Genomic DNA, 26,916 nt, shown 5'->3' with positions numbered 1-26,916 from the left:
CCCCACATCAATCTGTGGGGGAAACGGCATAAGTCACTACCGGGTCAGTTCCCACTCTTCAAACTGTTTCTTAATTTCTCTAATGGATGAAAGCCGGATTTTAGGGATAGTCAGTTGCTCAAACAGCTCGGTGTAGCGCTTCCTCTTAGCGGGCGTGACCAGAGTAATATGGCGGATCATTTCCCAGGTAATCCTCTCTTTTGCTCCCTCTAAGCCACCATTACGCTGCCCTTCAAAAAGTGTTCTGTTGAAATAACGCATCAGACTCAGTGCCGTTGTAATATCCAACAAGATCAGACCCGTTGCATTGGCAAGCCTCTGTGGCAAACATTTACTATAGTTGCCGTCTATCACCCAGCGTTCGCCACTGATTTCCCTGTCATGCAGAGTAATGAACTGATCCGTCGGGCGGGGTTTCCAGTTGGTATTGGGCAAGTGATAAAGCGGGTCCAGATGAACTGCTTTGAGATCACGTTTTCTGGCGATGGCATTAGCAAGTGTCGATTTACCACTATTAGAAGGCCCAAGAATGCATATTCGATTGCCTAGTTCCGAAAGCTCCATGACCTTCTCCAGAGATTACGTTATGGAAAACATGGTTTATATCGACGAGGATCCCTGTCTTGATTTTAAAAAAACCATTGGCGCATTCAAAAATCTTGCTGAACGGGCGGGTTCAAGACCTGAGGCTTGAACATCGAGTGAAGGATCCGCGCAGCGGCGAGATTTTGCGCCACACGCGGGAACAACAGAACACGTCCGTCGTCCCAGCGGTAGCGCGCAGTTAAATAAGACGCGGGATTCGAAAGGGGCGCGTCTCTACGCTCCTTTCGGCCAGTGTGGGCGGCGAGCCCACGACCTACAGCTTATGATGTCAGCACATCTATCAGAAACTATAATCAACCGCCATAAAGTAACGGCGTCCCTCTTCGTTATAACTGTAATCATCACGGCTGAGATCTTTGTCGGTCAGATTTAATATCCCGGCGCGGATCTTCACCGCTTTGTTCACTTTGTATGAACCCCCGGTATTCCATAGGGTGTAACCCGCAGGGGTAGAGCCATCATTATTCACGGTACGGGTCTGCCCTTTTAGGTTAGCGGAAATATACAAGCCCCAGTCCTCTTGCGGTACCCAGTCCAGCGTGGCGTTAGCCGTGTGGAACGGCAGCGAGGAGAGTGGTTTGTTGCCGCCGTTGCTGAGATCACGTCCGTCGTTGTAGGTGTAGTTTAGTTTCAGATCAAATTCTTTGCCTAACGGCAACTTCAGCTCCGTTTCCAGCCCGCGGATACGTGCTTTATTGACGTTGAAGTAGCGGAAGATCGGATTGCCCGCCACATCAAAACCCTCGAAGTTCTCGTAGCTCGGCGCCTGAGCACGATTGGCTGTGCGATGGATATTGATCATGTCATCAATATTGTTCTGAAAAATGGTCGCGCTGGCAGTGACGTCTTCCAGCAGACCTTCTTCCCCGGCGTAATAGAGCCCAAACTCCAGATTTTCACTGGTTTCCGGCTTAAGATCCGGGCTACCGATGATCTTGCAACTTCCACGACAAGAACCACTCTGCCAGTTCGGACTAAGTTGTAACAATGATGGTGCTTTGAACGCCGTCGCCCAGCCCCCTTTGACCGTCACGGTATCCGTCGCGTTGTAGACCAGATAAGCACGCGGAGACCAGTTAACACCGTAGTTCTCGTGGTCATCCATACGCACACCGGCGGTCAACGCCAGACGTTCAAACATCCGCCATTCATCTTCCACAAACAACGCGTACTGGTTGGTCTGCGTGCTGCCAGCGTTGACCAGATTAACGCTATCATCCAGTTTGTCATTGCGATACTCACCGCCAAAACTGAAGAGCTGGTTGTAGTCACCGAGCGGCACGACAATTTTACCGTCAAGAGCATGACTTTTTGAGGTAATAGCATTGCCGTTTTTATTCTCAATATTTTCACCGTAGAAGCGCAATTCGGTATTGGCTCCGCCCCAGCGACCACTATGGCCAAGCGAGTAGTTTTCGCGCTCAATACGGTTTTTATCCAGTGTGTCGGAATTGCGGTCCTGCCGATCAAGGCCATAGCCGAAGGTCATGTCCTGATTGTCGGTCGGCGTCAGTGAAAATTCAACATTGCTGTTGCGCGAGGTGTATCCCTCAATACGTGGCAGGCCTGTTTCACTGCTGGATGACTGCGCCTGATCTTTTTCACGCTTACCCAGAGCACCACTCACTTTCACGCCAAGCAGGCCGTCGATCAGCGGGCCGCTGGTGAAGAAGTTACCGTTGTAGCTGTCACCGCGATCGCGATGCTCCTGAACAGAGGTATCTGCACTCAGAGTGCCGTGCCAGGCGGTACCTATTTTCTTGGTGATAATGTTTACCACGCCACCCAACGCATCGGAGCCATACAGGGACGACATCGGCCCGCGCACCACTTCAATACGTTCGATCGATTCAGTCGGGATCCAGCTCAGATCGAAGTCATTATGCCGAAAGACTGCATTGCGCGAGTTAACACGCTTGCCATCCACCAGAATCAGCGTATAGCCGCTACTCAGGCCACGGATGCTAACGCCCTGGCGGTTATCACCTTCGCTGGTAAGCTGTACGCCCGGAACATTTTTCAAGACGTCTTTGAGGTTTTGCACTGGCTGCCTGTCCAGATCCTGGCGAGTTATCACGCTGATACTGGCGGGTGCGTCTTTGAGGTTCTGTTCTACCGAAGAGGCGGTGACAACGATCTGTTCTTCTTTCTCTTTTATATCCCTGACATCGTCAGCAAACACCGGGAAGGCAGCGGTAAACAGCTGTGCGATAAGCCCGACTTTACATGTCGATGTCAATGTAACCTTAACCATGTTCTTCTCTCCATGAGATAAAAATAACAAACTGACGTGTTATTAAATGTTCTCACTGGCCGAACAGAAGACGAGCGCATCCTGCCCGGTTCAGTGGAATTATTTTTAGTTTCAGGCTCACAAATTGAAATGCGTGGCCACTACATTGGTGGCCGCGCTTTTTATTGCTGTATGGCGTTGTTTATAAACACCGTACTTCAGTACTTAAATAGAAGGGTCACCAACCAGTCCATCGATCAGTATTTGTGGCGTGCCTTGCGAGCAGCGTTCAATGCGCCCATGCACGCCATATACATGCGCCAGACTTTCCGGGGTGATCACCTCTTCAGGCTCGCCGTCAGCAATCAGATCGCCCTGTTTGAGCATCAGCACGCGATCGCCGTGGCGCAGCGCGATGTTGATATCATGCACCACCACGACAGTGACGATATTGCGCTTCTGTGTTTCCTTGCGCACCAGATCCATAACGTGGAACTGATAGTTCAGGTCGAGCGCCGACAGCGGTTCGTCGAGTAGCAGTAATGACGGCTGTCGGATCAGCGACTGTGCCAAACCCACCAGCTGTTTCTGACCGCCGGAGAGCTGGTCGAGGTAGCTCAGTGCCAGATGTTCAATACCCAGTTGTTGCAGCAGCGCCATCACCTGTTCGGTGGTTTCGTGCTGTTTACTTTGGCTACCGGAGGCGCGCTGAGCCACGATAATGGATTCCAGCACGTGCAGATGCACGCCCGCAGGTAGCGACTGTGGCAGGTAAACCACCTGTTCGGCGCGACGGGAAAACGACATTGACATCAGGTCATGTCCATCGAGAAGCAACTGTCCTTCAGCACGGTTTAGCCCAGCCAGAGAGCGTAACAACGTGGATTTTCCACTGCCGTTTGGCCCAAGCAGGATGGTGATTTTGCCACGCGGCAACATCGGCACATTGAGATGGCGGATCACGGGGTGCTTCGGATAGCCGGCGCTAAAATCACGAATTTGCAGGCCCTGCGTGACGGCATTGAGAGCCGTTTTAGGTTTGGCTTTGAACTGCAGTACAGCGGACATCAGACATTCCCCCGGTGGCGCAAAATAATACTCAGGAAGAACGGCACGCCGACCAGCGAGGTGACGATCCCCACCGGAATAATGACACCCGGCACCAGATTTTTCGAAGCCACGGAGGCCATCGACAACACCAGCGCACCAATTAGCGCACTCGCTGGCAGATAGAAACGGTGATCTTCACCAAACATCAGGCGGGCGATATGCGGCGCAACCAGACCGATAAAACCAATCGGCCCGACAAAAGCCACCGCCAGCGCCGAAAGAATACTGATGCGCAGCAAGGTCGCGAGACGTAAACGGCGCACGTCGATACCAAAACTGATGGCGCGGTCTTCGCCCAGACGCAGTGCAGTCAACTTCCACGCACTCATGATCGACCACGGCAACAACACCAGGAACGCCAACAGCATTACGCCAAGTTTGACCCATGACGCACGCGCCAGACTCCCCATGGTCCAGAATACCAGCCCCTGTAAGGTATCTTCGGTGGCGATAAACTGCATCAGCGACACCAGCGCGTTAAAGGTAAAGACCAGTGCAATACCGAACAGTACCACACCGGAACTGGCGACGCGGGTCCAGCGGGTGATGCCATCGAGCATCAGCGCGGCCAGTAACGCAAAGATGAAGGCATTCGCGGAGATAAACCATTGAGCCGGGATGCCCGGAATACCAATGCCGAGTACAATCGCCAGCGCCGCACCAAAGGCGGCGGCTGAAGAGACACCAAGAGTGAATGGCGAAGCCAGCGGGTTGTTGAGGATGGTTTGCATCTCGGCACCTGCCAGACCCAGCGACATACCGACGGTAATAGCCATCAGCGCATAGGGTAAGCGGATGTCCCAAACAATAACGCGGGTACCGGCATCGGCCGACGCGGCATGAAATAGCGTTTGCCACAGTGTGCCGATCGATAACCCCGACGGCCCCATAACAAAGTCGATGAGCAATGAGACGACAATCGCCACCACCAGCACCAGTATAAGCAACAGACGACGGTGGATAATACTCTGGTAGCGGCCCATCACGTTGTTGTCAGTCTGTGTGCTGACCTTCAGAATGGGATCGGGGGTTGTGCTCATGTGTCTCGACATCTCATTAAGTAATCATGCTAAATACACGGCAAATTGCCGTGTATTTGTAAAAGAGGGCATTACCATAATTCAAACGATAATAATTATCAATACGATAAGTAGCAACGCCCTAGAGTACAGGATGTCAACGCAGGGGAAAATCGATGTGTCGTAACAAGCTGTTAGGGCCTATTACCAAAACTTCATAAAAAAAAGCGGAGGCTTAGCTCCGCTTATTCCGATTGATATCATCAGGGCAGTATGATCACATCCACAACCGCATCAGCGGCCAGCCTACCAGTAGCAACATCGAGATGTAGAGCACACCCATGATCCCGCCCAGACGCCAGTAGTCTTTGGATTTAACGTAACCACAGCCATAGATAATCACGCCTGGCCCCGTTGCATAAGGTGTCAGTACCCCCATGATACCGATCGACAAGACCAACAACATAGATAATTCAGCCATCGGCAATCCCGGTAACCCCATCGCCACGGCCAGAATGACCGGCATCATGGTGGCGGTATGCGCCGTCAAGCTGGCGAACAAATAATGGGAGAAGTAGAACACCAGTACCAACGCGACGACCGTAATACTCGGTGAGAAGCTACTGAGGTGATGACTCATGGTGTCAGCAAACCATTTAATAAAGCCTGAGCGGGTCAGCCCGCTGGCCATCACCACCAGTGTGGCCAGATTAACCAGCGTATTCCAGGCGCTGGAATATTTGGTGATATCTTTCCACGCCACCACGTGAAGGATCAGCATCAGTGACACCGCCATTAAACCGACGGCCGTCGCATCGATAAAGCCGGTGCCAAATACCCACAAACAGAGGCTGAACAGCACCAGTACAATTAACGTCAGTTCTTTTCTGGTCAACGCGCCCATCTCTTTGAGCGCCCCTACAGCCCAGACCGATACCTCATCGCTCTTGGTCACGCCCGGTTTGTACAGGATGTATGACAACCAAGGTGCCACCACCAGTAAAATCAGCCCCACCGGCAGAAATGCCAGGAACCACTGCATCCAGCCAATGTGCACACCGGCAATTTTACTCACGAACTCAACGCCCAGAATGTTAGGTGCTGCGCCGGTAATAAACATCGAGGAACTCAGGCTGGTACTGATCACCATCATCCACATCAAATACCCGCCGATACGGCGCGAAGAGGGATCATTGGGATAGGACTCAAACAACGCAGGCAGGTTTTTCACCACCGGAAAAACCGTACCACCGGTACGTGCAGTATTAGACGGCGTGAACGGTGCCAGCAAAATATCGATAATAACAATAGCGTAGCCCAGCGTTAGGGTACGTTTACCCATAAACTTGACCATAATCAACGCAATACGACGCCCAAGCCCCGTCGCTTCGTAGCCCAGCGCAAAAATAAATGCCCCAAACACCAGCCAGACAGTGGTACTAGAGAACCCTGCCAGCCCCCATTTCAGCGCCTGTTTTCCAGCGTGGAAACTCGGATCAGCCAGCTCTTTGGCATCGAACAGCACCCAGTTAGAACCGATAACGCACACCGTCATGGCGATGAAGCTGATCGCTGTCGCCGGTATAGGCTCGAGGATCATACCGACAATCATCGCGACGAAAATAGCAAAGTAACGCCATGCTTGGGGAGGCATGCCGTCCGGCGTAGGGATGCATAGCAAAACAGCCAGCACCACCAGCGGCAGCATAGTTTTTCCAATGAATTCCTTTGAAATGACCATAAATGGTCTCCTGTGGATACGGGTTGAGGTGATTAATATCACCAAGGCTTGTTAACAACTTATTCCGGAAACTGCGCCAAAAACCAGGTGAGAATCAGCAGATCGGCGCTGCCTCCGGGGCTGAGATTGCGGGTGATGCACTGTTTGTCGAAGTCTTGTAATAAAGGGATGGCGGATCGCTGTTGGCATTGATGCAGAACCTCGCAGGCGCGAGCCTGTAACCACATCAGCCCAGTCATTCCACCGCGCGACACCACATTGGTGTCAGCGTTCAGACTCATCAGCAGTAGCAGCGTCTGGCTCAGTGCATGCTCCTGCCCTCTGCCCTGCGCCATCAGCCGCTGATAAAACGGCAAGCTGAGGTTAAGCACCGTGGCAAAACCGGACTGCGCCTCTCCGCGCGCGCCGGTCAACCCATGAAGATGAAACAACCGCTGGCCGGCGGTTTGCAGCGGTGGCGCAGGTAGGCGCGATAGCTCTTTTTCAACCATACCCTGACAAAAAAGGGCCACCTGCTGGCAAAGAGAAGTGGCCGTGATCGCCCTGCCGAGACGATGTAGACGTCCCAGCCCACAGCACAGCAGCCCCATAGAAAACACGGTGCCTTTATGAGTATTCACTCCGCCAGTGGCAGTAAACATGTCGCTTTCGCAGCCCATGCCCAGCGGCCGCAGGCGGCGTAATACTTCAACCGCTGGCTGCTGACAACTGGTCTCACCTTCGGCCATAAACCGCGAGAACCAAGGGGATATCGCTTCAGTGCTGCGATAAAAATGCTGTAGAGTCATATCCCGATGCGCACCGTTATTAGCACGATCTACCAGCCCCGGTTTTGGCGTCAGATTCACTTCGTGCAATAACGCCTGACAGGCCAGTGCCGCCCATTCGGCCTTTTTATCCACCACCTGAAGTAGCGTTTTATTTATCCGCTGCGGCATAAAACAAGCTCTCCATCTGGCTGAGTAGCTGCGCAGTACCGTGTTTTTGTTCACGGCTACAGAGATTGGCCGGTTGCTGACAAATCAGGCAGCGGCGCGCTGGCAGACCAAAATCCCGGCGCGATAAAATCGTTCCGCCGGCATCAAGCACGTCGATATCCCAAAGGCGTCCCAACGGATGGTTATCTTCCAACGCCAGCGTCGCCTGTTTGATCGCCTGTGCGGGAAAATCAAGGGCAATCAACCCTTCGCAGCCGGTATCTTGTGGCAAACAACGCCATGCTAACCAACCCCATCCATGCTGTTGGCTGAGTGTTTCCAGCGCCTGCCAGGCAAGACAAAATAATTCCCGGCTGAGCACGCTATCTTTCACCGCCCCCGGAACCACCATTGTCAGGGAAATTAACGTGCAGTGATGGCGCGCCAGCCATGCCCGCTGCCGGGTCTGACGAGATTCACGGCTGGTTAGAAGCTCCGGCAAACTGACGGCGCGGCTGGCGGCCAATACGGGGGAGACAGCAGGCATCGGCTACTCCTCAATCTGATGAATAACATCGATCACTGAGCCGTCGCGATAGCGCACCACGGCTACCACGCGGTCAGTAAAGTTCAGGGCAGCAGGTTCGCCACTGAGCAGGCTGGCCCGCTCATAAAGCCAGTCGATGGTGACGGTTTTGATCCCGGCCTGTTGCAGGTTCTTGGTCAGATCCGGTCGCGCAGGGTTAACGGCGATGCCGTGGTCAGTAACCAGAATATCGATACTGGAACCCGGTGTGACGCAGGTGGTAACCTGCTTAACCAATGTGGGAATACGCCCGCGCACCAGCGGTGCCACGATGATAGCCAAACGCGCTGCAGCGGCGGTATCGCAATGTCCACCGGATGCTCCACGCAGGACGCCGTCAGAGCCGGTCAGCACATTGACGTTAAAACCCGTGTCTATTTCCAGCGCGCTGAGCACCACCACGTCCAATTGTTCTACCGACGCACCTTTCGAACCCAGATTGGCATACTGGTTAGCGCTAATTTCGACATGACCGGGGTTGCGATCCAGTGATTCTGCCGCCTGACGGTCAAAACTCTGTACGTCCAGAAGACGTTCGATCAACCCTTTCTCATGCAAGTCCACAATCGTCGCGGTAATACCGCCGAGGGCAAAACCGGCGGTGATACCCTGACGACGCATGCTATTTTCCAGAAAACGCGTCACGGCCAGCGATGCACCGCCGGTACCGGTTTGTAGCGAAAAACCCTGCTTAAAATAGCCGGAGGCGACGATCACATCAGCGGCACGGCGGGCAATCAAGAGTTCGCGCGGATTGGTGGTCATACGCGTGGCGTCAGCGCCGATCTTCTCTGCATCACCCACTTTCTCGACCTGCACAATCAGATCAACGTTGTCCTGGGCGATGCTGGCGACGTGCGGATAAGGCAGCAACTGTTCGGTCAGTAATACCACCTGACGTGCGTGCTGTGCGTCTACCTGCGCATAGCCGAGTGAACCGCAGCGCGCCGTGCCGCTGTGGCCGTTGGCGTTGCCGAAAATATCGCAGGCCGGAACCCCCAAAAAGGCAACGTCGATGCTCAGTTCACCGCTGTCGATCAGATTGACACGCCCGCCATGGGAGTGAATCTGTACCGGTGGCAACTCGGGCAGCAAACCGTGCGAGATAGCTTCAGCCAATGGACCACGCAGGCCGGAAGTGTAAATAGAGCTGATCACGCCGTGACGAATATGTTCGATCAGTGGCCCATGGCATTCAGTCAGCGAGGAGGAGGCCAGCGTGAGATTTTTAAAACCCATGACAGCCAACGTGTCGACCACTTGGTTAAGCGTCAGATCACCACCGCGAAAAGCATGGTGAAACGAAATGGTCATACCGTCCTGCAATCCGCTACGGCGGATTGCATTTTCAAGTGACGAACACAGTTTGTGATCACGCGGTTTGGCCGCCTGAAGGTTAGCTTTGGAAACCGGTGCAAACGGGGTGAATACCTCCGCTGAGGTTTCACTGAACTGAATTAAGCGCTGTTGCCTTTGCATATCATTACTCATCTTATTCATCCCGCAGGCCGGACAATGCCGCCCGTTGCAATACCAGACGCGCCCGTTCAATGACCGGGCTGTCGACCATTTTTCCGTTCAGTGACACCACGCCAAGCCCTTCGGCTTCTGCGGCAGCAGCAGCGTCAACCACGGCCTGTGCGTGGTCTCTCTCGGCTAATGTCGGGGCATAGAGGTTATGGAGCAGTTCGATCTGACGCGGATTAATCAGTGACTTACCGTCAAAACCCAGCTGTTTGATATGCGCAGCCTCGTGCAGAAAACCTGCGTCATTGTTGGCTTGCGAATAAACCGTATCAAAAGCCTGGATACCGGCAGCACGGGCAGCCTGCAAAATAGAGCAGCGAGCGAACAGCAGTTCAGTCCCTTCCGGCGAGCGCTCAGTGCGTAAATCACGCACATAGTCTTCAGCGCCGAGGGCAATACCGATAAGTCTTGCTGATGCATTGGCAATCTGGACCGCCTGAGTAATGCCGCGGGCAGATTCAATCGCCGCCAGCATTCCGGTGCTACCCAATGGGCGACCGCATTGCACCTCAATACGGGCAATTTCGGTTTCCATATCACTGACGTCCTGCGCGGTGTCGGTTTTAGGCAAACGCACGATGTTAGCGCCGCCACGGACAACGGCTTCAAGATCAGCCAGACCATAAATAGAATCCAGTGCGTTAACCCGTACGATAGTTTCGGTTTCGCGATAAAGCGGATGTTGCAGCGCATGAAAAACCAGACGACGGGCGGCGTCTTTTTCCCGCAGGATCACAGAGTCTTCGAGATCGAACATCACCGCATCGGCCTGATAAATGAACGAGTTACTGACCATCGCCGCGTTGGCTCCGGGCACGAACAGCATACTGCGGCGCATCTTAAGTTTTGGTTGGGTCAATGTCGGCATTAGCATGCCTCCCACTGGTGAGGGTTTTGATCGCTGGCGCGGATCAGCGCGGTCTCGAGACGGGCGCGCAGCACACAATCCAGTGCGCCTTTGTCATCCACCACTAGCGTGACGGTTTCAATCTGCAATTCCTTCAAGACTTCAGCAATTCGCAGGCGAATCTGCTGACCAAATTGCTTCTCTACGGTGCTGTTCAGTTGCAGATCGACATGGGTGGGATTGGGTGCAACGCGCACCATGACATCGCTGGATTCCAGCGTGCCGGCAAGGGTTTCACGGATAATATTCATTGTTCACCTGTCTGGTTAGCGGTCGCCATGGCCCTATCTGCGGATTTTCCAGCGCGCACGGCAAGGAGGTTTTCGAGGTAGTGGCAGGTTGCGGAGGGAACCAACTGGCGGATAGTACTGATGTCTGACTGCACCAGTAATTTGCGCACCCAGGAAGCAGAAATGGCAGTGTTCTCCCAGGTAAGGCGCGGTATCTCGACCAATGCTATCGGCGGACTTGCCAGCGTGTCGGTTTCCAGCCAGTAACGCATATCCTGATTATATTTAGCGGTCACCTCACAGAAAGGTTCGGTGCCGACAAACCGGTGGGTAATACCCAACGCAGGTGCCAGATACTGACGAAATATTTTGAGATCAATTTCGGTATAGCAGTCATCCGCTACACCCTGATCCTTGATGAAATAACAGGGAAATGTGGCTCGGGAGATCATATATTCTGAACCCGCATGCAGCGTGACGTGGTTAATATCTGCAATACCCTGCCGTACTAATTCATAACGGTCTTCATAAGAGAAACGGGAATTATTTTCTTTGACCAAAAAAACGTGTAACCAGTCGCACACTTTGGCTGCCTGACGGACCAAGTATTGATGGCCAAGCGTGAAAGGGTTAGCATTCATAACAATACAGCCGATGCGTTTTCCGGGATGGTAAAGCTGGCGTAATTCATTAGCGTAACGACTTAAACGACAGGCGCTATTTTCCATTAATACAACAATTCCCGGCACGCAGGTAATAGGGTAAAAACCGCAGCGTTGAAATAATGTCTGGTTTTGTGTTTTGGTGTAGATAAACAAATGACTGTGATGACGCTCATACGCCAGGTTAACCAGTTCAGTCGCCAACTTCAGTGCCAGCCCTTCTCCGCGTACACTTTCACTGATGGCCACACACTTGATAATATTGCCAGCAATACCGCCACAGGCGAGTAACTGCCCATCACGGCGTAAAGTAATGAATATTTCAACCGTGGTATCGATATTTAAGCCATTGGCACGCAGGAAGGTCGTGATTTCTGCTATACCGGCATGATTGATACGGGTTACCTGACTAAATACTCCATCCATGAATCACCTGATGATATTTTGATGCAACAAATCAGAAACAATATTTATTATAAATCCCAACAGAGGCTTATTAAATCAATATAAAGACAAACCTCAAGAGATAAAGATAAATGAACTCGGCTTTATTAATTCGGTATGTTAAACAAAAATAATCGAGATTAATTGACCTATTTCACATTTAATTGAATGAGTGAAATAAATTTATTATTGACGTTCTTTGTGGAGTTAATGGTTTTAATTACCTGGAGGGTTCCAGCGGAGTTTATGGTTTTAATTGCCCTGGTTGTGTCCGCGGAGTTTATGGCGTTAATTAATTTTAATGCCTTAAGCAAAAAAAAGGCAGAGCCTAAGCTCTGCCTTATATCATAATATGAAACGTTATTTATCCATATGTATTGGGAATTCCATCTCACTGTATTTTACCACTTTGGTCTTGCGAGTCAGCTTGTAGCCGAACCAAATGATGATAAATAACGGCAGACCGATGTAGGTTGCAGCCACGCCGTACCAGTCAATCGTGTCTTTCAGGAATGCCTGATAGTTCTGACCCAGTGTGATGGTTAGACACAGCACAAAGGCAAAGATCGGTCCAAACGGGAAGAAGCCAGACAAATACGGCAGGGCTTTCAGGTCACGTCCCTGAGAAACATACCCACGGCGGAAACGATAGTGGCTGATAGCAATCCCCAGCCAGGCAATGAACCCCGTCATGCCGGAGGTGTTGAGCAGCCACAGATAAACGGTCTGGTTGCCAAACATTGAGCTCAGGAAGCATAGCGCAGCGACCACGGTGGTCGCATACAGTGCGTTACGCGGTACGCCACCTTTGGACAATTTAGCAAAAATGCGTGGTGCTTTGCCTTCGGATGCCAGGGTATAAAGCATGCGAGTCGAGGCATACATCCCCGAGTTACCGGCGGACAGTACCGCCGTCAGGATAACGGCATTCATGACCGCTGCCGCTGATAAAAGACCCGCGTTACGGAACACCAACGTGAATGGGCTGACGCTAATATCACCGACTTCGTTACGCAGCAGATTCGGATCGGTGTAAGGGATGATCAGACTGATGACCAGAATGGCCAAAATATAGAACAACAGAATCCGCCAGAACACCTGACGTATTGCACGGGGAATATTCTTGGCAGGATTTTCCGATTCACCGGCCGCCACACCAATGAGTTCTGTTCCCTGGAAAGAGAAACCGACGATCATCGCCACGCCAATCATTGAAGCAAAACCACCGGCAAAGGGCGCATCGCCAATCGTCCAGTTATGCCAGCCCGCCGCTTCACCACCGCGCATAATGCCGGTTATCATCAGTACGCCAACGGCGATAAAAATGATCACCGTGATCACTTTTATCATTGAGAACCAGTATTCAGCCTCACCGAAACCGCGTACAGAAATATAGTTAAGCAGGAAGATCAGACTCATAAACAGCGCACTCCAGATCCACCCTGGAGTATCCGGGAACCAGTAGTTCATCACCAGTTGTGCTGCAACCAGATCAACGGCGATAGTCACTGCCCAGTTGTACCAGTAGTTCCAGCCCAGCGCGAAACCAAAGCCTTCTTCTACATATTTCGAACCGTAGGTTGAGAAAGAACCGGAGACCGGCATAAATGCCGCCAACTCACCGAGGCTGGTCATCAGGAAGTAGACCATGATGCCGATTAGGGTGTAAGAGAGCAGTGCTCCGCCAGGCCCAGCTTGTGAAACCGTAGCCCCTGAAGCGACAAATAAACCGGTACCAATAGAACCGCCAATGGCGATCATGGTTAAGTGGCGTGCTTTAAGCTCGCGGCGCAGTCCGCCCGGAGTCGGCTGCAAAGTTTTAGTCGATGATTGAGCCATTTTTGCCCTGTTTCCGCTGTCATATGGATTTTTACGCGCGGATTGTAACAAAAAGAGCCAGTCTGAATAGCATGAACCCCTTGTTATAAGACACCTTCATGATCGGCCATGGATCATTAGTAAAAGACGTTTATACAGGTTCACGGCAATAGGTTAAAAACCTTGATAGCGCATTGGAAATATGTTTTTGACGATGATGAATTAGGTACAGTTTGCGTACCAAGGGTACCTGCGGCACATGTATCTCCACCAGCGCCCCGCCGCTTAACTGCTCGGCGATCACCCGACGCGACAGGCAACTGATCCCGATACCGTGGCGAACGGCGTGTTTAATCGCCTCGGAATTACCCAGTTCCATCACCAGATTGAAATCTGGCATTTGCGGTAAGAGCAGATGATCCAGCACCTCACGGGTGCCAGACCCGCGTTCACGCAAGATCCACGGTGCCAGCGCCAGCGTCCCAAGCGAGACTTTTTGTCCGGCTAGCGGATTATCCGGCGCACTGAAAACCACCAGTTGGTCGTCAAGCCAGGGTTGAGTAATGAGTTCTGGCACACTACACGGGCCTTCGATAAGGCCTAAATCCACACGAAATTCAGCCACGGCATTGATCACATCGTTAGTGTTACCGACGTTCAGTTCAAGCGGCGTACCGGGAAAGTCCAACCGATAGTCAGCAATCATTTTAGGCAGCATATAGTTGCCGATAGTGCTGCTGGCACCGATGCGCAGCGAACCATTATCCTTGCTAAACAATCGCTCAATCTCGCCAGCCTGCTCCAGCAGCGCCAGGGCTTTGGGGTACAACAAGCGCCCATGCTCATTGGTTACCAGCCGCTTACCCACGCGGTCAAATAACTGTACGCCAAGTTGTCCTTCAACATCAGCCAGTGCGGCACTTACCGCAGATTGCGACAGCGACAGCACGATAGACGCCTGCGTCGTTGACCCGCTTTTCAGCACTTCGGCGAAAACTTCAAGTTGGCGCAATGTAATGTGCATAAATAATAGGCCCGTCACACGAGCAATGTTGCCCGCATTTTATGTTGTCCAGAGACAGTCACAACCGCAGATTGCCCGATCGCCGCCCTCTTTCATTTGTGTCAATTATAGCTCAATGGTCTGGCGGTCCCCACCTAAGCCAGATGCTGCATTCTATACCTCTTTTAGCGATAGGTTATAAAGTTATAATCAATTTCATTTTTATATAAGGCGGCGTTAGGCTTGTCGGTAATGAAACCTCAAAGAGGGCAAGCAACATGACGACCATGACAAAAAATCTCACAGATTCACATTTTCTTAGGCCTGACAGGTTGGGACGCGTTTTACCGGGTTTGATTCTTACCGGCGCGGTGACGGGCGTTGCTATTTGGCTGAGTGACTTCCCACAGTTAAGCCACCTTGGCCTCAGTGCACTGACGCTGGCAATCGTCATCGGTATGGTAGTCGGTAATACGCTTTATCCGACGGTACGCCCACTGTGCCAGGACGGTGTAAATCTCGCCAAGCAGCGCCTGTTGCGCCTTGGCATCATTCTTTACGGTCTGCGCCTGACGTTCGCACAAATCGCTGATGTTGGCGCAACCGGCATTATGATCGACGCCCTGACGCTCTGCTCGACCTTCACCCTCGCCTGCTGGCTCGGGAAAAATGTTTTCGGGTTAGATAGTGATACCGCCATGTTAATTGGCGCGGGCAGCAGCATTTGTGGTGCCGCTGCCGTGATGGCGACAGAACCCGTACTGGATGCAAAAGCGGAGAAAGTGACTGTAGCTGTTGCTACGGTGGTGATCTTCGGTACCACGGCCATCTTCCTTTACCCGTGGTTATGGCAGCTAAATTTGCAACATCAATGGATTAATTTCAGCGCCGAACAGTTTGGTATTTACACCGGCTCGACGGTGCATGAGGTCGCCCAGGTGGTTGCCGCCGGTCAGGGTGTCAGTCCGGATGCAGAAAATGCGGCGGTGATTACCAAGATGATCCGTGTGATGATGCTGGCACCTTTCCTGCTGCTATTATCTGGCTGGAAAAGTCGCGGGAATACACAGAAAACCCAACATTCAGGCTTGCTGCGTAACATCACTATTCCGTGGTTCGCTTTGCTGTTCATCGCGGTGGCGGCGTTCAATTCACTGGATATTTTGCCGCATAGCTGGATCCCGCCGCTCATCACGCTCGACACTATATTGCTGGCGATGGCGATGGCTGCCCTCGGCCTGACCACGCACTTCAGCGCACTGCGTCAAGCTGGCGTGAAACCCATTCTGTTGGCTGCGATATTGTTCATTTGGCTGATTGTCGGTGGCGCAGGTATCAACGGGCTGGTACAACATATATTTAGCTAACCCGCGTTGAGGGGACTTTTAACACTTCTCTGCTGCATGCCCGCACTCAAGGCGCTATCATCTTGGGATAAAGCACCAACAGCAGAGGAGTGAACATGAAGTATATTGGAGCACATGTCAGCGCAGCAGGTGGCGTTGATCAGGCCGTCATCCGCGCTCACGAGCTGGAAGCCACGGCGTTCGCCCTGTTTACCAAGAATCAGCGCCAGTGGAAAGCCGCACCTCTGCCGGAGGATGTGATTGAAAAATTCAAAGTAGCCTGTGAAAAATATGGCTACAGCAGTCATCAAATCCTGCCACACGACAGCTATCTCATTAATCTGGGCCATCCGGTGGCTGAAGCGCTTGAGAAATCCCGCGAGGCATTTCTTGACGAACTTCAGCGTTGCGAACAGCTCGGTCTGTCGTTGCTAAACTTCCATCCCGGCAGCCATCTGATGCAAATAGATGAAGATAAATGTCTGGAGAAAATCGCTGAGTCACTCAATATTGCGCTGAGCCAGACGCAAGGTGTGACCGCCGTTATCGAAAATACCGCCGGTCAGGGCAGCAATCTGGGGTTCCGCTTCGAGCACCTGGCAAAGATTATCGAGGGTGTAGAAGATAAGAGCCGGGTCGGTGTCTGTATTGATACCTGCCACGCTTTCGCCGCCGGATATGACCTGCGCACTGAAGAAACCTGCATCGAAACCTTCCGTGAATTCGAAAAAATCGTCGGTTTTAAATATCTGCGTGGGATGCATCTCAACGATGCAAAAAGTGAGTTTAACAGCCGCGTCGACCGTCACCATAGTCTGGGCGAAGGCAATATCGGCAAAACCGTGTTCAGTTGGATGATGCGCGACCCACGATTCGACGGTATTCCGATGATCCTCGAAACGGTTGATCCGGAAATATGGATTGACGAAATTGCCTGGCTGAAGTCACAACAGAAAGCGCAGGATGACGCGGCAGCGTAAAAAATCAGGATGAAAAAAGGGCGCACATTGCGCCCTTTTGTTTGACTAAAACCAGATAATTATTGCGTTACAGTCTTAGCGGCTACCGCAGCATCTGAACGTTTCAGAATCGCATAAGCACCACCGGCCAACACAGTACCTGCAATGATAGAGATCAGATAACCCAGAATCGGTGTAATTGCGCCTGGGATTAACAGGACGAAAAGACCACCGTGTGGCGCCATCAGTTGTGCGTGGAAGGCCATCGAGAGTGCACCAGTGACCGCGCCGCCAACGATACAACAAGGCAGAACACGGATCGGATCACGCGCCGCAAACGGAATTGCACCTTCGGAAATAAAGCACAGACCCAGAACCAGCGCCGCCTTGCCCCCTTCACGTTCACTGTCATCGAACTTATGACGCGCCAACAGTGTTGACAGCCCCATCGCCAGCGGCGGAACCATACCCGCAGCCATGATGGCAGCCATTGGACCATAAACGGAAGAACTCAGCAGTGCCACCCCGAACGCGTAAGCCGCTTTATTTACCGGCCCACCCATATCAGTACACATCATCGCACCGAGGATTGCGCCAAGCAGTACCGCATTGGCTGTCCCCATGGATTGCAACCAGGCAGTCAGACCCGCCATGATTTTAGCGACCGGTGTCCCGACCACGTAAATCATCACCAGACCCGTGATCAGACTCGCGAAAAGCGGGATGATCAGGATAGGTTTCAACGCTTCCATGCTGCGCGGTAATTTCAACTTACCACTGATGGCTTTCGCGACATACCCCGCCAGGAAACCGGCAATGATACCGCCAAGGAAACCCGCACCCGTACTAACAGCCAGCATACCGCCGATCAGACCCGGCGTCAGGCCAGGACGGTCAGCGATGGAGAAGGCAATAAAGCCTGCCAATACCGGAACCATCAACGCAAAAGCTGAAGTCCCACCGATTTGCATCAGCGCAGCAGCCAGCGTGCCTTTCACTTCAAATGCTTTGATACCGAACACGAATGAAAGCGCGATACACAAACCACCCGCCACCACCATTGGCAGCATGTAAGACACGCCGGTCAACAGGTGACGATATGGGCCTGTGCCGCCCGCGTCTTTCTTCTTGGTGCCAGATGCAGTAACGGTTTTCGGCTCGAAGACTTCAGCTTCAACCAGTGCTTTGTCCAGTTCCTGCTTGGTTTTTTTCAGTGCCAGACCGGTAGACGTACGGTACATCGGCTTACCGGCAAACTTCGCCAAATCCACTTCAATATCAGCCGCCACAATCACCAGATCGGCCTGTGCGACTTCTTCTGGGGTGATAGCATTACCTGCACCTACAGAACCACGGGTTTCAACCTTCACCCACCATCCGCGTTTTTTCGCTTCAGACTCGATGGCTTCTGCCGCCATAAAGGTGTGCGCCACGCCAGTCGGGCACGCGGTGACCGCCACAATACGTTTCTGCCCTGCAGTCGCGGGGGCAGAAACAGCAACAGCCGGAGCCACATAAGAGGTCGCGTCAGCCGCAGCCTGTTGCAGGAAACTCGCAGGTTCACGAATAGCCAGTGCAACATCACCAATGAACACTTTTTTACCGGTCAGTGCGGATTCAGCAGGTACATTCTCACCCGCTACGATCACCAGTTCAGCTTCAGCGGCATTGTCTACCAGAGTGTGTCCAGCCTTCGCCGCAGCAGCAGCGAGCATTTTTTTCGCCAGTTGGCTACGAGCCTGTCCCAACGAACTGTCTATCATCAGCAGCGTTTTCATTCTGCCTCCTGCGGTCAGTTAAAAGGTTTTAAATCGACACGGGCCATCATCGCCGCGAGTTGCGGACGATCGGTGACGCCGACATTGCTCTGGCTAACCGCCAAAGCAGCCACAGCGGTGGCCAGTCGTAAGGTGTGTTCGCTTGATTCACGCATCAGTAGGCCGTAAATCAGCCCGCCGACCATTGAATCGCCGGCACCAACGGTGCTGACCACTTCGCAAGCGGGAGGTTTGGCAATCCATGCGCCAGACGCATTAACCCAAAGTGCACCTTCGGCACCAAGAGAAATCACAACGTGAGCGATACCCTGATCGCGTAGTGCATGCGCCGCTTCAACGACATCACTTAATAGTGGTAATTTACGTCCCGCCCAAATTTCAAGCTCGCGACGGTTAGGTTTGACTAACCACGGTGAAGCTTTCAGACCCGCCACCAGTGCTTCGCGGCTGCTGTCGAAAATGATGCAAGGACACTGACTACGCAGGCGGATCATCCAGTCGGTGAAAGCGTCAGGGTCAACGCCCGCTGGCAGGCTTCCACATACAGCCACCATGTCGAACTGGCCTAGCCACGACAGTGAGTCGGTAACAAACCGTTCCCAATCCTGTGGCGTGACGTTAAAACCGGAGAAATTAAAGTCGCTGACTTCACCGTCTTTCTCGGTCAGTTTGACGTTGATACGGGTACGACCTGACACCACCTGAAAACGGTTAGCAATACCCAGATCGCTGAACAGATGTTGGAAACCGTCCTGGTTATCTTTGCCAAGGAAGCCACCAACGGTAACGTCGATGCCTAAATCTTTCAGCACCTTAGCAACGTTGATACCTTTACCAGCAGCATGTAAACCGGCAGTCTGAACCAGATTGACTTCACCGCGTTCGATTTCAGGACAGAAACCGACCAGATCGTAGGCTGGATTTAACGTAATTGTGGCGACTCGGCGGCTCATGCGCCCTCCCCAAGACCCGCAGCAATGGCTTCACCAATAGTTTTCAATGCCACTTCGGCTTCTTCTCCGGTCGCGGTGAAGCGCAGGCGATGGCCTTTCTTCACACCCAGCGCCACGACTTTCATCAGGCTGCGTCCGTTGGCAGGTTTACCGCTGCCGTCAAGATTGGTGACGGTGATGTCGCTGCTGAATTGCTTGATCACGTTAACCAGCGCCGTACCAGGACGCGCATGCAGGCCGTGCTCATTACGGATAACGAATTCCGCTGACAGCACATTGTTTTCCTCAGCGACGTCGCTGGTCAGCAGCGCTAAAATGCCTACGGCATCAGCCGTCAGCAAACGTTCAGCTTTCTGCGCGATAAGCAGGTCACTTAAGAAGTTCAGTAAGCTCAAAGGCTCGTCATCGACCACCGAGATTGTCAGCAACGCGGCAACGGATTCCCCTTCGTGTTCGAAAGCATGAGCGGCGCGGCTGAACGTCGCTGCGTTCTTCAGGTTGCCCTCAGTGCTGTCGCTGAGCCAGATACCCTGCCCCAGGTTAAGTGGCTTACGGCTGATAACATTGCTCACAAACGCGGTATCTACCGCACCAATCTGCTGTAGGCGCCCGGCGTTCAACGCCTGTAAGGTCATCAGGTTATCGGCGACCACATCAACGCTGATCAGTTGGGTGTCAAAAATGAATTCAGCGGCGCTCTTTTCGCCCATCAGCAAGCTGCGTAACTCTTCGGCTGAGTCGGTTTTTGCCATGCGTTCTGAGACGCTATCATCGCTCAGGACGTGCGTCAGTTGACGCAACAACGTGAGGTGTTCGTCAGAACGTGCAGCGATACCGATAACCACATAAGCAGTTTGTTCTTCGCCCCATTCAATCCCCTGCGGGAACTGGAAAACCTGCACGCCGGTATCCAGTACCAGATCGCGGGTATCCGTGGTGCCATGAGGGATAGCGATGCCATTACCGAGGTAAGTGGATGTCTGCAACTCGCGCTTTAACATCCCTTCTACATAGCCTTCGCTTACACGGCCTGCCTGAGTCAATGCGGCGGCGACCTGACGAATGGCCTCCTCTTTATTGCCGGCAACCGCGCCGAGATGAATATCTTGCTGTGACAACTGGAACATAATTCTCCTCTCCTGCTGAATTTGAATCGTTTCAGCTTTACTGAGAAAAAAGGAGCGTCGTTCGATCGAGAAGACTCTCGGACAACGCTGAAACGTTTCAGGCAGTTTTATTCCAGGCGATGTTTAAATCAAGCACTCCCTGATTTGGCGTGATGATTTTATGATGTTACGCACAGTTTGCCTTTCTGAAACGCCTCTCAGAGCCTTTTTACCCATAAAAGCTGAACGTAAGCTGACGCGAAAATAATTCTCGGGGAAAACCCCATTTCACCTGAGTGATACTCGTGGATTACTGGCCGTTTTATAACACAATATGTAACGTCATTAATGAGTATGGCAAATAAACCCGCATTTACCTTTTTAACGCTGATGTGGGCAATTCGGGGATTATCATGCAGTTTTTTACGCGGCATTCGCCAGAATAGCCAGATCAGTGTGTTGTCTCGGGCGGGTAAAAGAGGTTGACGAAAAACGGGCTGAAGCGACTTAAGGCAAAGTATCCATTTCAAGTTGCGTCAGATAAATCAGGGCATCATCACGGTGGTTGTGACACATCTCACGGCTGGCCTGTAAGCTGGCGCAAACCTTTGGGCGTAGCGGCGACGTGAAAATGTCGCATGAGAAGTTATCTGCCAGGTGAATACAACGCGTATTCGCTGGTTTGCCGTTCGGCATTCCCGGGATTGGGCTGGAAATAGACGGCGCAATACAGCAGGCTCCGCAGTGGGTACGACAATCCATCAGTGTGCCTCCTGCAGGTGTTGGTGAAGCGCGACAATAGCAGTCGCTCAGATGCGCCACCAGCGAAATATTTCCCTATTGAAACTTATTGGCTACGCGAGTTTTTAATCAGCGCAACGCAAAACCGCAATTCGTTAACAAACGCCCCGGCAACAGGTTTTTAGTCACTCTTTTTTCGCGAGAAGCTTGCCTGAAATCGGCGGTACGAGTAACGTGTCGCAAAATATTTTCTTTTCTTTTTGGACGAGTATTTATATGGCACGTGCTAATGAAATTAAACGCGGTTTTGTCGTTAACTATGACGGTAAACTGCTGTTGGTAAAAGACATCGATGTTCAAAGCCCAAGCGCGCGCGGTGCCAGCACCCTTTACAAAATGCGTTTTGCTGACGTGCGTACTGGTGGAAAAGTAGAAGAACGTTTCAAAGGTGATGACATCCTCGATACGGTCAGTCTCACCCGCCGGCGAGTAAACTTTTCTTACGTCGACGGTGATGAATATATCTTTATGGATGACGAAGACTTCACGCCGTACACCTTCAACAAAGCGCAAATTGAAGAAGAGCTGCTGTTTATCCCTGAAGAAGGTTTACCCGGTATGCAAGTCCTGACGCTGGACAGCCAGCTGTTAGCACTAGAAATGCCGCAAACGGTTGATCTGGAAATCGTTGAAACGGCACCGGGCATTAAAGGTGCATCGGCCAGCGCACGTAACAAACCTGCGGTAATGAGCACCGGTCTAAGCATTCAGGTGCCGGAATATCTGAGCCAGGGCGACAAAATCCGTATTCATATCGCTGAACGCCGTTATATGGGCCGTGCTGACTAAGCCATCCCATTACTGTTTTGACTAAGAGCGCTCAGGCGCTCTTTTTTTATCACCTTAATTGACGCAAAAACGGATCTAAAATGTCGTCTCTTTTGCTCTCTTTGGATCAACCTCACAAAAGCGACGCGAATCTGGACTAACCAATTTTCATTTCTGTCATATGACTTTACACTCATAGACCTGTTTTATGACTGAAATGCCGACAGCCAACTCGCTAGCCGTGCATCACTCACAATAAACTCTTTTTTGGCCTGACCAATTTTGGCTGTTCTAACATTATGGAGTCGTGCATGAAAACTATCGCTACAGCGTCGCTGCCTGTCGGTGTGCAATTACCGACGTACGATCGCAATTTGCTGAAAACCCGTATTGTTCACCTTGGATTTGGCGCTTTTCACCGTGCGCATCAGGCATTGCTGACCGACCGCGTGCTAAACAAGCTGGGTGGCGATTGGGGTTTTTGCGAAATCAGCCTGTTTGGTGATCCGAGTTTGATACAGTCCCTGCAGCGGCAGGACCATCTGTTCACCGTGCTGGAGAAAGGTGCGGAAGGAAATCAGGCTATTGTGGTCGGCTCGGTCCGTGAGTCATTACACGGCAGCGTTGATGGGCTGGAGGCGATCATAGAGAAAATGGCCGAGCCTCAGGTAGCCATTGTATCACTGACCGTTACCGAGAAAGGCTATTGCATTGAACCTGGCAGCGGTGAACTGGACCTGAACCATCCGCAAATAAAGAAAGACTTAACCGGCGAACATCCCCCGTCAACAGCGCCTGCCGTACTGGTCGAAGCACTCCGTATTCGCCATCAGAGAGGCTTGCCTGGCTTTACCGTACTCTCATGTGACAACATTCCGGAAAATGGCCACGTGGTGAAAAAAGCCATTTTGGGTATGGCCAGAGCAAGATCGTCTGAACTCGCCGAGTGGATTAGCAATAACGTCACGTTCCCAAGCACGATGGTTGACCGTATCGTTCCCGCGGCCACCGAGGATACTTTGCAGGAGATCACTAAGGCGCTGGGCGGAGTGACCGATCCCTGTGGCATAGCCTGTGAACCCTTCATTCAATGGGTGGTTGAGGACAATTTCGTGGCCGGACGCCCAGCGTGGGATGAGGTTGGTGCACAACTGGTCGCCGACGTATTACCTTTCGAGCAGATGAAATTACGCATGCTCAACGGCAGCCATTCATTTTTGGCTTATCTCGGGTATCTGGCAGGTTACCAATATATCAATGAATGCATGGAAGATAGCCATTACAAGCAGGCCGCACATCGCCTGATGATGCAAGAGCAGGCACCCACGCTTAGCGTTGAAGGTGTTGACCTGAAAGCCTATGCCGACAGCCTTATCGCCCGCTATTGCAATACGGCGCTCAAACACCGGACCTGGCAGATTGCCATGGACGGGACCATGAAGCTGCCGCAGCGCATGCTCGACTCGTTGCGCTGGCACCTTGCTAACGGCGGGCCATTTGAGTGTCTGGCGCTGGGTGTTGCGGGGTGGATGCGCTATGTCAGTGGTATTGATGATGCAGGTTTAACCATTGAAATCAAAGATCCGATGGCGGAACGACTGGCAGAAATCGTTGCCGCCACACAAGACGGCAACGAACGAGTCAATGCGTTGTTGGCATTAGCATCCGTATTTGGTGAGCAGTTGCCGCAGAACAGCAAAGCAGTACAGGCCATTCAAGAAGCGTATGCCAGCCTGCAGGAATATGGGGCTAAACAGAGCGTCAGCAGACTGGTGGGATAATCACGAAGTTGGGGATATACCCCGTCATTTGAAGGCTGCGATCGCAGCCTTTATTCATTTAATTATTCATTCAATACTGGCGGAACAGATTCAAACAGAAAACCGTCGAACGTTGGGTCTTCAGCATCCGAGACTTCCAGCAGCATCATTTTTACGTTTTCCAGATGTTGCCACATAGCCTGTTTGGCCGCTTTGGGATCACGTCTTAACACTGCCTGTAATATTTTTTGATGATCCAGTAGCCACTGTTGAACATGGTTGCTTTTACCAACGTGTTGCTGAATGCCTTGCCACATCGCGCTACGTTTACGGACTTGCCACAAATCCACCACCATATTAGCCAGCACGCTGTTTTGCGAAGCCTGTGCCAGCAAGGTGTGGAATAACTCGTCAGCGGTTTCATCCAACTGGCCACGCTCAATAAAGCCTCGTTCCAGCTCGATGGCATCACGCATTTTGAGAATATCGGTCTTGGTAGCCTGCATCGCTGCGAAAGCCGCTACTTCGCTTTCCAGTAGCTGCCTGGCCTGTAACAATTCGAACGGGCCATAGCCGCAGTCGCCCAGAAAGATATTGGCCTCGGGCTGACGGGGAAGCACATAGACGCCAGATCCCTTGTGTACTTCGACCACCTTCTCCAGTTCCAGCATGATTAACGCTTCCCGCACTACGCTGCGGCTGACCGAGAAGGTTTCAGCAATGTCACGTTCCGGAGGCAAGCGGTCACCAACAAGGTAGTCACCCGCCTCAATTGCGCTGCGTAATTTTCCGCCAACTTCCTGATAAAGTCGCATTGGATCGCCCAAATAATAATAAATTGGTCAGGCAGATAAAGCGCGGGATACCGTCACTTAATGCCTAAAAACAAGGGGAAAGTATATCACGCGCTGCCAGCGAGTCGTGTTCTGAGGTGAGAAAGTGTCGGTGGAGTCACCATTGGATAGACCAAATGAGACAACATATCAGACCATTTATGGCGCAGAGAATTCACCCAGCGCCATTGATTAGGAAAATTATTCATTGCCCATCATGCGTTAATTATAAGTAACGGTCACAATGGCCAGATAAGGGTTGTTATTGATATACCTTGTCGTCACTTGCCCTAAAGACTGAGGCAACGAAAAGTCCGGTAGATTACGGGGCGCTATAGCATGACGCTGAACGATACTTTTCCCCTCTCTAAAACAATGACTTATCACCTCACTCTGAGACATATTTAAGCTGCATATGTCTTCTACAATAGCACCGTGGAAATGAATAGTTCCCGATGATACATTGACTGCCGCCTGCGTCATCCCTGAGGCACCAAATCCAAAAAACAGGAGCATTGCTAATCTGTTCATGGCTACCTCATCTGCATTGTTTACTCACTATAAACATTAGTAAAACTTCACAAAAAAGCACGATCATTACGCACAACAAAAAACAAAACGGTCTTAAGTCGCATTAACACAACGTGCGGTTGTGGCTCTCTCATCGGCACAGAAGTGGATTTCCTTAAGCATAAGCGGCATCTTATTGATCGTCTTTTTCGACCAACAAGATGAATAACAAAAAAATACGATTACTTTCAATAAGATAACAAGCACGCTAGAAGAGGGGTTCTCAATGACAAAAACCAATCTCATTACCGGTTTTCTCGGCAGCGGTAAAACCACCACCATTCGCCATTTACTGGCGCAGAAACCTGATGGAGAAAAGTGGGCTGTACTGGTGAATGAATTCGGTGAAGTGGGTATTGATGGTGCGCTCCTGGCAGATAGTGGTGCGGTGCTCAAAGAGATCCCCGGCGGTTGCATGTGCTGTGTAAACGGCCTTCCAATGCAGGTGGGTCTGAATATGTTATTACAACAAGCCCGGCCAGATCGTCTGCTGATCGAGCCGACCGGCCTTGGTCACCCTAAGCAAATTCTCTCTTTGCTGACCTCTGAGGTTTACAACAACTGGCTGACACTCAATGCTTCACTCTGCTTGCTTGATGCCCGCAATCTTAGCGATCAGCGCACGGTAGAAAATGAAAACTTCCGCGATCAACTGGCAGCAGCTGATGTCATTGTTGCCAACAAGACTGACACCTATTCAGAACAGGACCATCAAGCCCTAAACGCCTGGCAAAGCCAGTGGGCTGCAGGCCGGAACATAGTGATCGCCTCGCATGGTGCTATTGACGTGAACTTACTGGAACGTCCGCGTCTTAATCAAGCGTCATTACCAGACGGTAAACACCACCATGCTCATGCCTCACCACGCGGACTGGCAGCATTGAACCTGCCAGGTAATCAGCGCTGGCGTCGGGCACTGAATCAGGCAGAGGGTTACTCAAGCTGTGGCTGGATTTTCGATGGGGAAACGGTATTCGATACCGTGGCACTGCTCGACTGGGCACGCCTGGCACCGGTGGATCGCGTGAAAGGCGTAATGCGAATTAAAGAAGGCACACTGCTGATAAACCGCCAGGGACAAGACCTGAGGATTGAAACGCGGTCAGTCGCCCCACTGGATAGCCGAATTGAGCTCATTACTCGTGACGAAGCCCAATGGAATGCATTGCAATCCTCTTTGTTGAAGGTTCGTTTAGATTTGAAACATTAATGTATCCTTCTTCTGCAATAGTTAACATT

Annotated in this window: 24 protein-coding genes; 5 read left to right on the top strand and 19 right to left on the bottom strand. The window is 51.8% G+C overall.

The features are described from left to right. Positions 1 to 36 precede the first annotated feature (36 nt). The 13 genes from IEV89_RS02435 to yieE all read right to left on the bottom strand — a co-directional run bounded on the left by IEV89_RS02435 (position 37) and on the right by yieE (position 14,824). Positions 37 to 564 carry a P-loop NTPase family protein gene (locus IEV89_RS02435; protein WP_188470051.1) on the bottom strand — a complete coding sequence of 176 codons (528 nt, stop codon included), beginning with the start codon at positions 562 to 564 and terminating at the stop codon, positions 37 to 39. Positions 565 to 886: 322 nt separating this feature from the next. Then, the gene (gene cirA, locus IEV89_RS02430) at positions 887 to 2,860 is read right to left on the bottom strand and encodes a catecholate siderophore receptor CirA (protein WP_188470049.1); all 1,974 of its coding nucleotides are present in this window, start codon (positions 2,858 to 2,860) and stop codon (positions 887 to 889) included. A gap of 204 nt (positions 2,861 to 3,064) precedes the next feature. Beyond that, on the bottom strand, positions 3,065 to 3,907 hold the full coding sequence (locus tag IEV89_RS02425; RefSeq protein WP_188470047.1) for an ABC transporter ATP-binding protein: 843 nt from the start codon (positions 3,905 to 3,907) through the stop codon (positions 3,065 to 3,067). Continuing rightward, a complete protein-coding gene (locus IEV89_RS02420; RefSeq protein ID WP_188470045.1) occupies positions 3,907 to 4,989 on the bottom strand; it encodes a FecCD family ABC transporter permease in 1,083 nt (360 codons plus the stop codon). The genes IEV89_RS02425 and IEV89_RS02420 overlap by 1 nt, the downstream gene beginning before the upstream one ends. A gap of 256 nt (positions 4,990 to 5,245) precedes the next feature. Further along, positions 5,246 to 6,709, bottom strand: coding sequence for an anion permease (locus IEV89_RS02415; protein ID WP_188470043.1), 1,464 nt, complete (start codon positions 6,707 to 6,709; stop codon positions 5,246 to 5,248). A 59-nt stretch (positions 6,710 to 6,768) separates the two neighbouring features. After that, on the bottom strand, positions 6,769 to 7,647 hold the full coding sequence (gene citG, locus IEV89_RS02410) for a triphosphoribosyl-dephospho-CoA synthase CitG (RefSeq protein WP_188470041.1): 879 nt from the start codon (positions 7,645 to 7,647) through the stop codon (positions 6,769 to 6,771). Then, positions 7,628 to 8,173 carry a citrate lyase holo-[acyl-carrier protein] synthase gene (gene citX, locus IEV89_RS02405; RefSeq protein ID WP_188470039.1) on the bottom strand — a complete coding sequence of 182 codons (546 nt, stop codon included), beginning with the start codon at positions 8,171 to 8,173 and terminating at the stop codon, positions 7,628 to 7,630. Before citX ends, citG begins: the two co-directional genes overlap by 20 nt. A 3-nt stretch (positions 8,174 to 8,176) precedes the next feature. Further along, positions 8,177 to 9,703: a citrate lyase subunit alpha gene (gene citF, locus IEV89_RS02400; RefSeq protein ID WP_373283334.1), complete on the bottom strand. Its 1,527-nt coding sequence runs from the start codon at positions 9,701 to 9,703 to the stop codon at positions 8,177 to 8,179. A 1-nt stretch (position 9,704) separates the two neighbouring features. Continuing rightward, a complete protein-coding gene (locus tag IEV89_RS02395; protein WP_229746338.1) occupies positions 9,705 to 10,607 on the bottom strand; it encodes an aldolase/citrate lyase family protein in 903 nt (300 codons plus the stop codon). Further along, the gene (gene citD, locus IEV89_RS02390) at positions 10,607 to 10,897 is read right to left on the bottom strand and encodes a citrate lyase acyl carrier protein (protein ID WP_188470035.1); all 291 of its coding nucleotides are present in this window, start codon (positions 10,895 to 10,897) and stop codon (positions 10,607 to 10,609) included. The genes IEV89_RS02395 and citD overlap by 1 nt, the downstream gene beginning before the upstream one ends. After that, positions 10,894 to 11,964 carry a [citrate (pro-3S)-lyase] ligase gene (citC, locus tag IEV89_RS02385; protein WP_188470033.1) on the bottom strand — a complete coding sequence of 357 codons (1,071 nt, stop codon included), beginning with the start codon at positions 11,962 to 11,964 and terminating at the stop codon, positions 10,894 to 10,896. Before citC ends, citD begins: the two co-directional genes overlap by 4 nt. A gap of 378 nt (positions 11,965 to 12,342) precedes the next feature. Continuing rightward, positions 12,343 to 13,821, bottom strand: a complete 1,479-nt coding sequence (locus IEV89_RS02380) for an amino acid permease (RefSeq protein WP_188470031.1) — start codon at positions 13,819 to 13,821, stop codon at positions 12,343 to 12,345. Positions 13,822 to 13,951: 130 nt separating this feature from the next. Then, positions 13,952 to 14,824: a DNA-binding transcriptional regulator YeiE gene (yieE, locus tag IEV89_RS02375; protein WP_188470028.1), complete on the bottom strand. Its 873-nt coding sequence runs from the start codon at positions 14,822 to 14,824 to the stop codon at positions 13,952 to 13,954. Between the two features lie 266 nt (positions 14,825 to 15,090). Between yieE and IEV89_RS02370 the strand changes: the two genes are divergently transcribed. Further along, positions 15,091 to 16,170: a YeiH family protein gene (locus IEV89_RS02370; RefSeq protein ID WP_188470352.1), complete on the top strand. Its 1,080-nt coding sequence runs from the start codon at positions 15,091 to 15,093 to the stop codon at positions 16,168 to 16,170. 95 nt (positions 16,171 to 16,265) lie between these two features. Next, positions 16,266 to 17,129, top strand: coding sequence for a deoxyribonuclease IV (gene nfo, locus IEV89_RS02365; protein WP_188470026.1), 864 nt, complete (start codon positions 16,266 to 16,268; stop codon positions 17,127 to 17,129). Between the two features lie 59 nt (positions 17,130 to 17,188). Here nfo and fruA read toward each other — a convergent pair whose 3' ends face one another. The 4 genes from fruA to IEV89_RS02345 all read right to left on the bottom strand — a co-directional run bounded on the left by fruA (position 17,189) and on the right by IEV89_RS02345 (position 21,707). Next, positions 17,189 to 18,886, bottom strand: coding sequence for a PTS fructose transporter subunit IIBC (gene fruA, locus IEV89_RS02360; RefSeq protein WP_188470024.1), 1,698 nt, complete (start codon positions 18,884 to 18,886; stop codon positions 17,189 to 17,191). Positions 18,887 to 18,900: 14 nt separating this feature from the next. Beyond that, the gene (fruK, locus tag IEV89_RS02355; protein ID WP_188470022.1) at positions 18,901 to 19,839 is read right to left on the bottom strand and encodes a 1-phosphofructokinase; all 939 of its coding nucleotides are present in this window, start codon (positions 19,837 to 19,839) and stop codon (positions 18,901 to 18,903) included. Next, positions 19,836 to 20,966, bottom strand: coding sequence for a fused PTS fructose transporter subunit IIA/HPr protein (gene fruB / locus IEV89_RS02350; protein ID WP_188470020.1), 1,131 nt, complete (start codon positions 20,964 to 20,966; stop codon positions 19,836 to 19,838). The genes fruK and fruB overlap by 4 nt, the downstream gene beginning before the upstream one ends. 486 nt (positions 20,967 to 21,452) lie before the next feature. Then, on the bottom strand, positions 21,453 to 21,707 hold the full coding sequence (locus tag IEV89_RS02345; protein ID WP_188470018.1) for a YkgJ family cysteine cluster protein: 255 nt from the start codon (positions 21,705 to 21,707) through the stop codon (positions 21,453 to 21,455). A 255-nt stretch (positions 21,708 to 21,962) separates the two neighbouring features. On the opposite strand from IEV89_RS02345, the gene yeiP reads away from it, so the two are divergent. Continuing rightward, positions 21,963 to 22,535, top strand: coding sequence for an elongation factor P-like protein YeiP (gene yeiP, locus IEV89_RS02340; RefSeq protein WP_188470016.1), 573 nt, complete (start codon positions 21,963 to 21,965; stop codon positions 22,533 to 22,535). 290 nt (positions 22,536 to 22,825) lie between these two features. Next, positions 22,826 to 24,295, top strand: a complete 1,470-nt coding sequence (locus tag IEV89_RS02335; protein ID WP_188470014.1) for a mannitol dehydrogenase family protein — start codon at positions 22,826 to 22,828, stop codon at positions 24,293 to 24,295. A 62-nt stretch (positions 24,296 to 24,357) separates the two neighbouring features. Here the strand turns inward: IEV89_RS02335 and IEV89_RS02330 are convergent, their stop codons facing one another. After that, a complete protein-coding gene (locus tag IEV89_RS02330; RefSeq protein ID WP_188470012.1) occupies positions 24,358 to 25,089 on the bottom strand; it encodes an FCD domain-containing protein in 732 nt (243 codons plus the stop codon). Positions 25,090 to 25,329: 240 nt separating this feature from the next. After that, on the bottom strand, positions 25,330 to 25,638 hold the full coding sequence (locus tag IEV89_RS02325) for a YmdA family protein (RefSeq protein WP_188470010.1): 309 nt from the start codon (positions 25,636 to 25,638) through the stop codon (positions 25,330 to 25,332). Between the two features lie 265 nt (positions 25,639 to 25,903). Here IEV89_RS02325 and IEV89_RS02320 point away from each other — a divergent pair, with 265 nt between their 5' ends. Next, positions 25,904 to 26,887: a CobW family GTP-binding protein gene (locus IEV89_RS02320; protein WP_188470008.1), complete on the top strand. Its 984-nt coding sequence runs from the start codon at positions 25,904 to 25,906 to the stop codon at positions 26,885 to 26,887. Positions 26,888 to 26,916 lie beyond the last annotated feature (29 nt).

The organism is Hafnia psychrotolerans (genome assembly GCF_014639435.1).
In the GTDB taxonomy this organism is placed as follows: domain Bacteria; phylum Pseudomonadota; class Gammaproteobacteria; order Enterobacterales; family Enterobacteriaceae; genus Ewingella; species Ewingella psychrotolerans.
Note: the sequence above shows the minus strand (reverse complement) of the source record. Positions and strands in the feature narration are given on the sequence as shown.